Here is a 12,534-nt window from a genome sequence, read left to right on the forward strand (position 1 = left end):
GTATTAATCAGTGCCACCATACATTCGAAGATATTCCGGTAACACTTTGACGGTAATTGGCGTATGGATGGCTTTTTCACCATCTGTATCAATGACTTTTGCTTCTTTTGTTTTTAATTGAAATCCGCTCGTCAAGATATGGGTAAAAGATGGATCATTGGCGAGACCAATTTTTTGAAGGATGACGTCCCGGATTGTCGTCAGATTTACCTCATCAACAATTACCAAATCTAGTTTTCCATCATTATAAGCTCCATCCGACAAATTCGTCTCGATTCCACCCAGTGATTCTCCATTTGCTGCCAGAATCAATACTGCTTCACCTGTCATATGACGACCTTCATCTAAAATTAATTCATATTCAAATGGTTTTGCTTCTAAACTCGAGCGAATCGTCGATAAATAATACCCCATCTTCCCAAGACGCGCTTTTTCTTCTGTATCGATCCCAATCGATGCTTCGGCGACGAGACCGACACCGAGAAAGTTCAAGAAATAGCTATCTCCGACTTGCCCGAGGTCGACTTGAACGACATGTTGCATAGCAATTGCTTCTGCTGCAAGCCGTGGCGCCATCGGTAAGCCAAGTGTTCGTGCGAAATCATTACACGTACCTCCAGGAATAATGCCGAGTATCGGGCGATTTTCTAATTTCGCTACACCATTGATCGTCTCAAATACCGTCCCATCTCCACCGATGACGACGACAGCGTCAAACGCGGATGATTCTTCCGCAAAATGCATCGCATCTCCTGCTTGTTTTGTATTTCGAATGACGATCTCGTCGAACAACGTACTTAACGGTTCGATGACTTCTCCAAGTAATCCTGTACCATTCGTACCGGCTGTCGGGTTACTGATCAGTAATAGTTTCATTGGATGATGCCTTCCTTCTTCAAGTAATCGCGGGCGACCGCATTTGCAGTTTTTCCACCATACGCGACAGCTTCGTTCATTTTCGACATCTCTTCATCGGAAATCTTACCCGATAATTGCTCAAGCGCTTGTTTTACCTCTGGATACTCATCGATTGTCTCTTGACGAAGTAAAGGTGCTCCTTCGTACGGTGGGAATAATTGCTGATCGTCTTTTAGAACAAGCATGTCGTATTTCGCAATCTCTGGATCGGTCGAGTACGCATCAATGACATCGATTTCACCAGATTCAATCGCTTTATAACGCAATTTCGGTTCCATCGTGACGACCTTATTGAAATTGACATCATATTTATCTTGGATTCCTTTATAACCATCTTGGCGATCCTTGAATTCTAATGTAAATCCAGCCGTCAGTTGATTCGCGACCTGTTTTAAATCAGAAATCGTCTTTAAATCGTAGCGTTCCGCTAATTTCTTCGGAACGGCTACAGCATAGGTGTTGTTATAGTTCATTGGTGGCAATAAGGTCAAATCTTGTTTTTTCAGACCGGTTTTCGCCTGTTCGTATACTTCTTTTGCATCGTTTGATTTTGGTTTTTCATTCGTCAAACTAGCGAGCACCGTTCCTGTGAATTCTGGATAAGCATCAATGTCTCCTGACTCGAGTGCTTTATAAACGAATGTCGTCTTCCCGAAGTTTGGTTTGACTTGAACCTTTAAATCCGTTTCATCTTCGATGACGATTTTATACATATTCATTAAGATTTCCGGTTCCACGCCCAGTTTTCCGGCAACGACGAGATCTGGTCGTTCGCTACGTCCGAATGCGAAAGGTGCGATGACGATTGCGACCATTAAGACGACTGCTGTCACGAGACGTGCCGTCTGCCGCTTACGAGTTGCGACTTCCGTTTGGCGTAGTAAACCGTCAAATAGAAGAGCAAGGAGAGCTGCTGGAATCGCACCAAGCAAAAGGAGATAGTTATCATTACGGTCAATTCCAAGGAGAATGATCGACCCTAGTCCACCAGCACCGATCAAAGCAGCAATCGTTGCCGTACCAATGATCAATACCATCGCCGTTCGAATTCCGGCCATCATGACAGGCAAAGCTAACGGAAGTTCGACTTTCCATAGACTTTGCATCGGGGTCATCCCACATGCGCGTGCCGCCTCTTTGATTGAAGGATCGACTTCGGCGAGACCTGTATATGTGTTTCGAACGATTGGTAATAAAGAATAGAGAACAAGTGCAATGATAGACGGGACTGTACCAATTCCGACAAGTGGAATCATCAGACCAAGTAGCGCTAATGATGGAATCGTTTGAATGACGGAAGTCACACCAATCGACCACTCACTCAGACGTTTATTCCGTGATAAGTAGATCCCAAGCGGAATGGCGATGATACATGCGATAAGTAACGAAATGACCGATAGTTGAATATGCTCAATTAACGCTTGAAGCAATTCACTTTTCCGATCTTGATACGTTTCAATCAAGCCGTTCATTCGACTTTCCCCCTGACTTGACGCATGAACTCTTGAACAAATGGATCATTACTCGCTAGTACTTCTTCCTTTGTTCCGATGAAAGCAATCTCCCCAGCATTCATCAGACAAATGCGACTGCCCAGTTTTAATGCCTCGTTCATATCGTGCGTAACGAATAAAATTGTTTTTCCAAGCTCTTCGTTTAGATGCAACAAATCATTTTGTAATTGTTCACGTGAAATTGGATCAAGGGCGGAGAAAGGTTCATCCATCAAGATGACGTCTTGCTCTGCTGCGAGCGCACGCATGACACCGACACGTTGTTGTTGCCCCCCCGAAAGTTCACTCGGATATTTCTTCTTAAGCGATGTGTTTAAACCTGTCAGACGGAATAATTCATCGACTCGACGCGCCACCTTTTCTTTGTCCCACTTTAATAATTCTGGCACGACACTGACATTTTCTTCGATCGTCATATGTGGAAAGAGGGCAATCTGTTGTAAGACGTAACCGATTCGCCGCCGCAATTCATGTTCGTTGATTGACATGATCGGCTCACCGTCGATCCAAATTTGACCCTCTGTGTGATCGATCAATCGATTGACCATCTTCATCGTTGTTGTTTTTCCGCAACCCGATGGACCAATCAAACAAAAAATCTCACCCTGATCAACGGTGAAGTTAACGTGTTGCACCGCTTTTGTTCCATCCGCATACGTTTTGCCGACATCTTTGAACTCAATCACTCCTCATCCCTCGTTTCCCCTGTTTATTATCTTTGTAAAATTCCCCTTTCTCTCGTATTCTAAAACCTATTTTGACCAATTGATCTCTCGTTTCCTAAACAATTTGTTTTACAACCGAATACTGATTCATCTTTACTAACACAAAAAAAGACGATGGAGTTTACCCATCGTCTAGTCTCGATATTCATTTATTCGAACGTTACCGTCACTTGGCGGCGTCCCCATTCTAGTGCTTCTTGTTTTGATCCTACTAGAAGGTCCATGATTCTTCCACGAATCGCACCACCTGTATCGAGTGCGATTGCGTCACCAAAACCTTCTACATGAACTTTTGTTCCAAGCGGCACGATAGATGGATCAACAGCCACGATCCGACGACCTTCATATGTAATCGTATTCGTGACGTCATAACCTGATGCCGTTAAGGCACGACCATTATACAAGCGGCTTCCATTGTTTTCTGGATTTGTCGTATACGCTGTCGTTTCAAATGTTACCGTACGTTTTGATGAACGATCCGTCTTCACTTGCTTCTGGCTTTGCTTCGCAGCTTGTCTAGCTCTCTTTTTAGCATTTGCATTTGCTTTCTGCTCCGCTTCTGCTTTTTGTTTGGCTACGGCTTGTAATCGAGCTCGCTTTTTTGCCTCAGCTTGTTCCCGCTTTTTTTGAGCAGCTTGACGTTTCATCTCTAACGGATTTTGTACGATCGTCTTCTCTGTTCCAATCCCGATTTGTGCCGCTGAAGCTTCATGATGCGGCAAAAGAATAAATATGAATCCCGCTAAACAGAGGGATAATAGGAATGATGTTCGTTTCATGTTGGTGCCAACCTTTCTCGCCGTTTTACGACCCGCACAACGTATCACGGCGACAAACCGTTTGAAAAGCGAACACCATGATTTGAAATATATCTGTCAAAAAGTAACGAAATGGTTACACGCTTACAAAAAACGCTCTCATTCGTTGTATAGCAACGTTTTTATATTTTGTAACCGTTCTGTTACGATTTATCTTTTGTTACTCTTTTGTAATAAATGTATCTTTTCGATGTTTTCAGTCATTTCGATTGACCTAACAACACTCCAGCCAATATCATATTTCATTATTATTCATTTTTTTGAATGAACATAAAAAAAGCACACCATAGTAGCTTGGTATGCTTTCATGTATTATTTTGTTTTACGTTCTAACAATTCGATCTCTGACTTTAACAAGACTTGTTTTTCAAATTCTAAGCCGAGTGCCTCAAAGTTTTTCGTATGGGATACATCACCGACGACCGTATTTGTCAATACAGCTGTTACTTCCGCAACCCAGCCTTCTTTTGTTTTTACCATATCACCAACGATATAATCGAATAACTCTTCTGTTTCTTCCATTTGACTCATCTCCTGACACGTTCAATTACAGTTAATCATATAAAATAACGACCAAAAAAGCTAGTCACGCGTCAATTGAGCTAAGAACTGGCGCAAGATTTTAGCGGTTAATCCCCAAATTAGATAATCCCCGTGCTCATAGAAATGCTCCGTGACTGTATACGTACGATCGAGATATGCTTCTCGATTCGCCATTCGTTCGGTCGGCACTTCCTTACCAGGGCGTATCCGCCACTCCATGTCCCCTTTGATTGGTTTAGAAGTCATCAATTCTGTCAAGGATACGAGAAAGACATGATCGACTTCTGCCGGTGAAGGATTAAAATCCGTTGCATGTAGAATACCAAGATACGGATAAATAATTGACCGGTTCGGTGTCACGAGTGGTTCGAGCGTTCCAATCACTTCAATCTCGGAAGCACTGACATTTAATTCTTCAACCGTTTCACGGATGGCTGCTGCTTTCGGTAATTCACCGCCATCGATCCGACCACCTGGAAAAGCGATTTCGCCTGGTTGCGAACGTAGGGTTTTGGCTCGTACTTGAAATAACAGATAGACTTCGCCATCCTGTTCAACCAAAGGAACGAGTACGGCTGCTGCATGTCGAGGTAAACGTTCTTCTGAATCTACATAGTGTTTTCGGATATCGGCTAAGTTCACCTGCTTCATCGCCCTTCTTGTGCAACATGATGATACGCTTCTTCAAGATGGCGCATACGAACGATCAGATCCGCATTTTTAGCGATCCGGTCCGATAAAATCGATCCCGCTACCGTCTTGTAGTAGGCGTTTAAAGCATTGCGCTTTGTCAGATGAGCCTCGTTCTGACGGATATATTCCTTAAAATTCACAATCAATCGTTCTGTCGTAAAAAGTTGTTCGTTCACAAGTTTCATCCTTTCACACGTCGAGCGTGTCATCAATAGTTTAATGGTAACGAGTTTTGGCTAAGATGTAAATTAAGGGGGGTTATCCGTGAATAAAAAATTAGATGTCCTCATTATTGGTGCCGGACCAACCGGTTTAACACTCGCACTCGCACTCTCGCGCTATGGATTATCCTTCCGCATCGTCGAACGTGCAAGTGGACCATCTGTCGTCTCCAAAGCCATCGGCATTCAAGCACGTTCCCTTGAATTGTTCGCAAGACTTGGCGTGGCAGAAGATTTAATGGAAAATGCGATTAAAATCAATCAAGGAAACCTCTATGTTAATGGTGCATGGCAGGCAAAGCTTGATTTTACTGATTTAAATACACCTTTTCCGTTTGTTACGCTCTTGCCTCAAAGTGAGACGGAACGGATTCTCGAAGCACGACTCGCCACTTACGGACATACCGTTGAACGAGAGACGGAATTAACAGGATTCGCTCAATTTCCAACGTTCGTTACTGCTACCTTACAACATAAAGGAGAGACAGAGACGGTAGATGCTTCCTTTATCATCGGAGCTGATGGCGCGAATAGCTTTGTTCGTCGAGAACTTGGACTTCCATTTAGCGGAAAATCGTTCAAAGAGTCGTGGGCATTGGCCGATATCGAAGTCGACTGGCCGCTCTCTTCCGAAGAGGTCCACATTTTCTTCTCTGATCATGGGGTCATCGAGTCTTTCCCACTTCAGTCGAATTTATTCCGCATTACGGGCAACCTAACGAGCGGACCTGTTCCGACTGATCATAAAGCGATTGATGATTTTTTACAAAATCGAGCCAAAGTACCGTTCGAGCTAAAAAAAGTCCATTGGTACTCCATGTTCCGTGTCCATAATCGAATTATCGAGAAATTTGGTCACCATCGAATTTATTTGATTGGGGATGCGGCACACATCAATTCCCCTGTCGGTGGTCAAGGAATGAATACAGGGATTGCTGATGCGATGAACCTTGCTTGGAAACTTTGGTGTGTGCATCAGTTCAAAGCGAGTTTTCCGTTGCTTGATTCTTACAGTGTCGAACGCCGCGAAGCGGCACAAGGTATCTTACGATCAACGAATTTAGCAACCGAACTCTTGCAAATCAACATTCCTTTTTTGTTGCCTCTACAAGAAAAAGTCATTCGAAATAGTCTCAAGATCGCACCCTTACATCATTTCGTGACGAATCGAATTGCTCAACTCAACAGTCACTACCCAGCAAGCCTGACCTTTGTCACGCAAGGACACTTCAGTCCATTGACACCTAAGCCGGGTGAACCGATGCCCTACAGTGAAGTCGTAAATCCGCGGACGAAAAAAAATGAACTCTTGTTACGTCGCGCGGATCGAAATTTCTTATTACTGTTGTTCTTACCAAAAAACGCAACTGACGATCTTCTTGAGCCATTTAAGGAACTCGCCTATACCTATCCAGATCTATTTGAGACAGTACCCATCCATCAATCCCTTAAAGAGGATGGCGTCGTCGATCAAGGTGGCGAACTCGCACGACGCTTCGGCATTAAGCAATCCGGACTATATTTGATTCGCCCTGACGGTTATATCGCGTATCGCCAGCAAGGTTTAAAAAGTAAATCGTTCGCCCGTTATGTTGAACGTTTACTTTATGCGCGCTAACTCGGTATGATAGAAGATGAGGTGAAGGCAGATATGGATATACAACTGATTCGAACGATTTTGATCATTCTTCTGATTGTGGCATTTCTTGTCATCGTCAGTAGACGAGCGAAGAAAAATCTTCGATGGTCGCTTCTCGGAGAAGCATTCGGTGAAAAAGGAGAAGATTTATTGAAGGATGCTGCTCGACTTGAGGCAGCTGATCTAGACATTCGAGTCGAACGCGGCGTCAAGACTTCGTTTTTATTCCGACGCTTCAGTAAAGATTTAGACGATCGCGTAGCGGTGTATGTCTTAAAAGAAGACCTGGATCAAGCCGAGAACATCCTTGCGTCTCGACCAAGACGATAAATTTAAATGAAAGGCAGTGAAGCGTTCGCTTCACTGCCTTTATTCATTCCTGTTGCTGCGCGAGATAAAACGCGACTTGTTTTCGTTCTTGCTCTTGAACAGGAGAGGATTTCTTTGAAACAATGAACGCTCGCACATCTTTGAATGTATGACCCGTCGGAAATTTAATTCGTTCCGTCCGCATCTGTGGTGCATTCGGAAAAAGTGTGATGCCATGAATCGGTATGACGATCCCTTGTTTTTTTAGCGTTTTTCGAACCATTTGGACAATTCGTTTCGATTGATTAATCGGATGGGGTGAAAACACCTTTTTCCCATGCATAGGATCGCTGACATGACAGGATTCTTCCGTCATCCATTCTACGACTGCATCGTTTTGCAACACAAGAAACAACCCTTTTGGACCAATCAAAGCAAAGGGAATGATAATCGTTTCAGTTAGACGTATACGTTCAAATAACATCCAATCAAAACGACATACATGACGGATTTCATTGCAGAGCGCATCTGTTTCATGCGTCATCGTATTCACTTGCTTACTTGCAAAAAAGCGACGGCGTGGTGGTGCCGGAACAGAAGCAGTCATGACTTGTAACATGATTCATCATCCTTTGTAATATGTATTAGTAGTTATCTTAACACCGTTTTCGTATACATGACGATTCTTTCAAAAAGAAGAAAATCAAAAAAGACATTTCTGACGATTGGCAGAAATGTCTTTTTTCATTAGTCTTGATGAGGGCGACCGAAAACCGCCTTCTCAAGATTCGAAATACGACGTAACATGTCATAATTGGACGAGCTCGACACTTGCGGTTCAACGTGTTCGACACGACGCTCTTCCCGTTTTTCTGGTTGAGCCGGTGCTTGTTTCAACGCCTCATTCTCTTTCTTCAGACGCTCGATTTCACGTTCGAATCCTTCATAGTCTTTAATGATTTGATCCAAGTATCCATCGACATCCTCGATGACATAGCCACGGAGGCCGGTCTTGAATTCCTTTTTGTAAATATCGTCCGCTGTCAACAATGGCTTATACATCCTCTTCACTCCCACTGATCATTGTATTGTAATTCTTGTTCGAGCCAAGATAAATCATCTTGTGTAATCAAAAATAACTGATAATCGGATTGTTCCATTTCCATTCTAGCACGCTCTACTAAAAATTTCGCTGATCCTCCATGCTCTTCATCAAAAACCGACAACAATCCTTGGCTTTTTTGGATCATGAATTCAGTTTTATTACGCAACTGCGATGGATCCGTATACGGTTTCTGACTGATTGCTTCGACAAAGTCAGCTTGTTCAAGAATCGAAAGATACTGTGCTTGGACTGGTTCTTTCCAGCGCGCTTCCTGTTCTAAAAACGGCAAGAGGATACCAAGATGAATATCTGGATACTCTTCTTTTAATTCAAGAACGACCTCGCATGCCCAGATTTCGCATCCAGGCGAGGCATTCGTAATGAACCACTCTGTTCCACGGTCTTCAATCAAGCGAATCATCCGCTCTCGGTATGCTGCCTTTAAGACCCGGATACCCGGGTGTTTTTGATCAAAGATGCCTAGTTCATTTGGTTTGTATCCTGTGATGGCGACTACTTTCACGAGTTACACTTCCTTTTTAACCGACGTTCTCGATGATCCAGTTCAGCTAATATTCGTTCTTTTTTAGTGATTAACCAATGATGCCGTTCGACGTGTTGTCGTGCTCGTTCCGTATAATCATAAGCAAGCACAGGATTTTTTGCAATGTGCTCTGCCCACTTCGCAAGTTCGAGATACCCCAAGTAACTATCGCTTTTTAAAAAGCAGTCTCTAGCTTGTTCATGGTTCTTCATTTTTTTATGCAAATACCCTTGGCGTAGCCATCCTTCTGCTGATAATTCTTTAACCTGCTGAAAATGAGCATGGGATCCTTCATGGATTCCAAGATCCGCTAACCAAATCGCGATGTTCTCTTGAATAGGAGAAGGTGCTTCCGCCCGATGCGTGACAAGACGGTTACACGCATCATACAGTCCAACGAGCGTTAAACAGTCATCTAGATGATGTTGTAAGACGCCCGTCATGATTTCCGGTTGCTGATGTTCGACATATTGGAAATAATGCATTGGTGCCAAAAAACCAGGTAGGTCACCTTCCCGCTCGAATCCAATCCGCTCTTCCATCGCTGTCAATCGATACGAGTCATACATTCCTTTAAAAATGCGCCGCGCAACATGGAGTAAATCAAGATGACCGACTTTCGGTAATCGTGGAACACGTTCCCGAACGAAAACGTGTCGTGTCTTGATTTGCGGCCAATCAAAGCTTTTTCCATTATAGGTCACGAATCGGACATCATCCCCGATATCATGCAGGAAGTGATGGTAAAAGGCAGCCTCAAAGTGCGGATGCGGTAAGAAATATTGTCGCATCAACAATCCTCCCTGCTCAAAGCGCGCAAACCCGAGTAAAAAAATCGTCGTTCCGGCTCCCCGCAATCCTGTCGTCTCCGTATCAAAGAAGATGACCTGCTCAAGTGGGACATCCAGCGCAAGTGGTGGATGAGGAAGCTGTAAAGACTCATACACTTCGGCAAAACTCCGGTCTCCATGCCGGTCCGTCAGAGCATAGCGTTTGTCGACCCTGACAATCCACTCTTGTTCGAATGTTAAGATATCCGCCCCACGATCAATCCAGGCTTGTTGCTCTTCAGTCCATCCGCTTGTTGGCTTTAGCGTTTCCACTTCGAGGACAGAAGGCTCTATATTCTCCGATGAGACGTCTGATGTAGATTTCAGCATTCGTCTAAGACGATTTTTCATGATAATTCCTTCTCCATTTCTGCTAACAACTGAATCGTTCGTTCTTTCTCGTCTGCTACGCCGACCATGCCGATACAAGCAGGACAACCGTCCTGGCAAGGACATGTGACAATCGAATCACGCGCTGCGCGTAGCATGACACCGCGTTGTTTGTAGATTGATTCCGCGAGACCAACGCCTCCAGGATAACGATCATATAGATAGACGGTCGGTTGCTGCGTGTGTGTCGCCTTGACTTGCGGCACGACGAAGACATCACTAGCGTCACACATCAAATAAAGCGGAGCAACACGTCGTAAACTATTCGCGACACCTTCCAACACTTGTTCAAGCTCCGTCGAGGAGCGTGCATGATCGGGTAAGGTGAACCAGACACCTGTCGTATGAATCTCTCGTTCTGGTAAGTGAATCGGACCAGACCCGATGTTCTCATGTGTTCCGAACTTGATCTTCTTGAACATCGTCGCCATCCCCCGAACACTGACATCTCCACGCGCAACACTGTATTCTCCCTCTGCATACTGTTCATCTTCTTCGAGAACGGAAAGGTCGACTGAAAAATTAGCATCTGTATAATAATCAACGTCTACTGCACGGACGAATGCTTTTTTCTCCTCAAAATCCAAGTACTCGACTTGGTATTGATCGGCCCCATGCAAATAAATGGCCTCGTCATGTAACAACGTCATTGCACTAAAGGTATCCATCTCGCCGATGACTCGATTCGGTACCTCGGTCTGATCGACGATGATGACATTCTCTTGATCACTGGACCGTAGCGATATCCCGTGTGCTGGAAACGCGTCATTCATCCAATAAAAACGATCGCCTCGCTCGTGCAGGACACGCTCTTCGACTAAGTACGCGAGGATGTCTTCCGTCTCAAGCGTTCCAAATGATTCGCCTTTCGTAAAAGGCAGTTCAAACGCCGCACATTTGACGTGATCGACGGCAATGATCAAATTATCTGGATCAAGTCGCGCTGCTTCCGGGGATTGATTCAAGAATAACTCTGGTCGTTCTGCAACATATTGATCGAGCATACCAGATGAGGCGACAAGAATGATTAGTGCATCATCTTGCCGACGCCCCGCTCGTCCTGCTTGTTGCCAAAGTGAAGCAATCGTACCCGGATAGCCGTTCATGATACACACTTGCAGTTGACCGATGTCGACACCGAGTTCAAGAGCATTTGTCGAGACGATACCTGTGATTTCTCCTTGGCGTAACCGTCGTTCGATATCGCGACGTTCACTTGGTAAATAACCACCTCGATACCCTTCGATGGATCGAGGACCAAGCTCGTGCGGATAGATACTTCTCAGATACGTCAGTAAGACTTCGACGCGGACGCGAGACCGTGCAAAGACGATTGTCTGAAACTTGTTCTTGATGAAGCGCATCGCTAATTGTTTTGTCTCAAGTGTCGCCGAGCGTCGAATACCGAGTTGTGCGTTGACGATCGGTGGTTGATAGACGAGAAAATGTTTACGTCCTGTCGGCGCACCATTCTCATCAATTAGTCCGACTGTTTTCTCCGTTAATCGTTCGGCTAGTTCCTTTGGATTTGCAATCGTTGCACTTGTCATGATGAAGACGGGATTACTGCCATAATACCGACAAATCCGTCGTAAGCGACGAATGACATTCGCGACATGACTGCCAAAGACACCGCGATACGTATGAAGCTCATCGATGACGATATATTTTAAGTTCTCAAATAGTTCGATCCATTTTGTATGATGTGGTAAGATTCCGGAATGTAGCATATCTGGATTCGTAATGACGATGTTCCCGGCTTTTCGTACTTTTGTTCGAATCGTCGGTGACGTATCTCCGTCGTATGTGAAACAACGGATTGGAGCCTCTAATTGATCGATCAGTTCAAGTAACTCACTATTTTGATCTTGTGCCAGCGCTTTTGTCGGGTACAGATACAACGCTCGTGCATTTGGATGTTCGAGCAAGTGTGATAAGACCGGTAAATTAAAACAATAGGTCTTTCCCGAGGCGGTTGGTGTGACGATGACCGTCGACTCGCCTGCTTGTACGCGTTCATACGCCAATCCTTGGTGACGGTATAACTGAGTGATGCCACGTGTCCGGAGGGCTTGGCGCAAGCGTTCCGGTAACTGTTCTGGAAAATCGACATAGCGTCCCGCTGTCGCTTCCATCGTTTTCATATACGTAATCCGCTCCATGAATGAACGGTCCTGTTTCAATTCTTCAAGAAATGCAACGAGCGTTTGTTTCGCTTGCATGCCTTCACTTCCTTCCACTTTTCATTATACAAAAAAAGAAGCAAGACCAAAGAACGATCTACT

Annotated in this window: 14 protein-coding genes; 2 read left to right on the forward strand and 12 right to left on the reverse strand. The window is 44.5% G+C overall.

The window, feature by feature from the left end; translation table 11 throughout:
- Positions 1–3: 3 nt before the first annotated feature.
- The 7 genes from VJ374_RS09660 to yvfG form a co-directional block, all read right to left on the reverse strand.
- Positions 4–876: a diacylglycerol/lipid kinase family protein gene (locus VJ374_RS09660; protein ID WP_035407293.1), complete on the reverse strand. Its 873-nt coding sequence runs from the start codon at positions 874–876 to the stop codon at positions 4–6.
- Positions 873–2,390 (reverse strand): ABC transporter permease/substrate-binding protein, encoded by a 1,518-nt coding sequence (locus VJ374_RS09665; RefSeq protein WP_056062137.1) that lies wholly within the window; start codon positions 2,388–2,390, stop codon positions 873–875. Before VJ374_RS09665 ends, VJ374_RS09660 begins: the two co-directional genes overlap by 4 nt.
- Positions 2,387–3,118 carry an ABC transporter ATP-binding protein gene (locus VJ374_RS09670; protein WP_035407287.1) on the reverse strand — a complete coding sequence of 244 codons (732 nt, stop codon included), beginning with the start codon at positions 3,116–3,118 and terminating at the stop codon, positions 2,387–2,389. Before VJ374_RS09670 ends, VJ374_RS09665 begins: the two co-directional genes overlap by 4 nt.
- Before the next feature lie 188 nt (positions 3,119–3,306).
- Positions 3,307–3,936 carry a 3D domain-containing protein gene (locus tag VJ374_RS09675; RefSeq protein WP_056062140.1) on the reverse strand — a complete coding sequence of 210 codons (630 nt, stop codon included), beginning with the start codon at positions 3,934–3,936 and terminating at the stop codon, positions 3,307–3,309.
- A 351-nt stretch (positions 3,937–4,287) separates the two neighbouring features.
- Positions 4,288–4,497 (reverse strand): hypothetical protein, encoded by a 210-nt coding sequence (locus tag VJ374_RS09680; RefSeq protein ID WP_023468601.1) that lies wholly within the window; start codon positions 4,495–4,497, stop codon positions 4,288–4,290.
- Positions 4,498–4,557: 60 nt separating this feature from the next.
- Positions 4,558–5,169 carry an NUDIX hydrolase gene (locus VJ374_RS09685; RefSeq protein ID WP_058704911.1) on the reverse strand — a complete coding sequence of 204 codons (612 nt, stop codon included), beginning with the start codon at positions 5,167–5,169 and terminating at the stop codon, positions 4,558–4,560.
- Positions 5,166–5,387, reverse strand: coding sequence for a protein YvfG (gene yvfG / locus VJ374_RS09690; RefSeq protein ID WP_329468743.1), 222 nt, complete (start codon positions 5,385–5,387; stop codon positions 5,166–5,168). The genes VJ374_RS09685 and yvfG overlap by 4 nt, the downstream gene beginning before the upstream one ends.
- Before the next feature lie 88 nt (positions 5,388–5,475).
- Between yvfG and VJ374_RS09695 the strand changes: the two genes are divergently transcribed.
- On the forward strand, positions 5,476–7,050 hold the full coding sequence (locus VJ374_RS09695) for an FAD-dependent monooxygenase (protein ID WP_329468745.1): 1,575 nt from the start codon (positions 5,476–5,478) through the stop codon (positions 7,048–7,050).
- Positions 7,051–7,083: 33 nt separating this feature from the next.
- Positions 7,084–7,401, forward strand: coding sequence for a hypothetical protein (locus VJ374_RS09700; RefSeq protein WP_329468747.1), 318 nt, complete (start codon positions 7,084–7,086; stop codon positions 7,399–7,401).
- Between the two features lie 43 nt (positions 7,402–7,444).
- Here VJ374_RS09700 and VJ374_RS09705 read toward each other — a convergent pair whose 3' ends face one another.
- The 5 genes from VJ374_RS09705 to VJ374_RS09725 form a co-directional block, all read right to left on the reverse strand.
- Complete coding sequence (locus tag VJ374_RS09705) at positions 7,445–7,999, reverse strand: nuclease-related domain-containing protein (protein ID WP_290751162.1); 555 nt, start codon at positions 7,997–7,999, stop codon at positions 7,445–7,447.
- Between the two features lie 128 nt (positions 8,000–8,127).
- Complete coding sequence (gene gpsB, locus VJ374_RS09710; protein WP_035407267.1) at positions 8,128–8,442, reverse strand: cell division regulator GpsB; 315 nt, start codon at positions 8,440–8,442, stop codon at positions 8,128–8,130.
- 5 nt (positions 8,443–8,447) lie between these two features.
- Positions 8,448–9,008: an SLOG family protein gene (locus VJ374_RS09715; RefSeq protein WP_035407264.1), complete on the reverse strand. Its 561-nt coding sequence runs from the start codon at positions 9,006–9,008 to the stop codon at positions 8,448–8,450.
- Positions 9,005–10,189 (reverse strand): ribonuclease H-like domain-containing protein, encoded by a 1,185-nt coding sequence (locus VJ374_RS09720; protein WP_329468750.1) that lies wholly within the window; start codon positions 10,187–10,189, stop codon positions 9,005–9,007. The genes VJ374_RS09715 and VJ374_RS09720 overlap by 4 nt, the downstream gene beginning before the upstream one ends.
- A gap of 17 nt (positions 10,190–10,206) precedes the next feature.
- Entirely contained in the window at positions 10,207–12,471 is a 2,265-nt protein-coding gene (locus VJ374_RS09725) for a DEAD/DEAH box helicase (RefSeq protein WP_035407256.1), read from the reverse strand.
- Between the last annotated feature and the right edge of the window lie 63 nt (positions 12,472–12,534).

This window comes from Exiguobacterium sp. 9-2 (assembly GCF_036287235.1).
Taxonomy (GTDB): Bacteria; Bacillota; Bacilli; order Exiguobacteriales; family Exiguobacteriaceae; genus Exiguobacterium_A.

Bases quoted from the DNA above. Each gene is read 5' to 3' on its own strand.
- VJ374_RS09660 (WP_035407293.1), bottom strand. From the start codon at position 876: ATGAAACTATTACTGATCAGTAACCCGACAGCCGGTACGAATGGTACA.
- VJ374_RS09665 (WP_056062137.1), bottom strand. From the start codon at position 2,390: ATGAACGGCTTGATTGAAACGTATCAAGATCGGAAAAGTGAATTGCTT.
- VJ374_RS09675 (WP_056062140.1), bottom strand. From the start codon at position 3,936: ATGAAACGAACATCATTCCTATTATCCCTCTGTTTAGCGGGATTCATA.
- VJ374_RS09680 (WP_023468601.1), bottom strand. From the start codon at position 4,497: ATGGAAGAAACAGAAGAGTTATTCGATTATATCGTTGGTGATATGGTA.
- VJ374_RS09685 (WP_058704911.1), bottom strand. From the start codon at position 5,169: ATGAAGCAGGTGAACTTAGCCGATATCCGAAAACACTATGTAGATTCA.
- VJ374_RS09700 (WP_329468747.1), top strand. From the start codon at position 7,084: ATGGATATACAACTGATTCGAACGATTTTGATCATTCTTCTGATTGTG.
- VJ374_RS09705 (WP_290751162.1), bottom strand. From the start codon at position 7,999: ATGTTACAAGTCATGACTGCTTCTGTTCCGGCACCACCACGCCGTCGC.
- gpsB (WP_035407267.1), bottom strand. From the start codon at position 8,442: ATGTATAAGCCATTGTTGACAGCGGACGATATTTACAAAAAGGAATTC.
- VJ374_RS09720 (WP_329468750.1), bottom strand. From the start codon at position 10,189: ATGCTGAAATCTACATCAGACGTCTCATCGGAGAATATAGAGCCTTCT.
- VJ374_RS09725 (WP_035407256.1), bottom strand. From the start codon at position 12,471: ATGCAAGCGAAACAAACGCTCGTTGCATTTCTTGAAGAATTGAAACAG.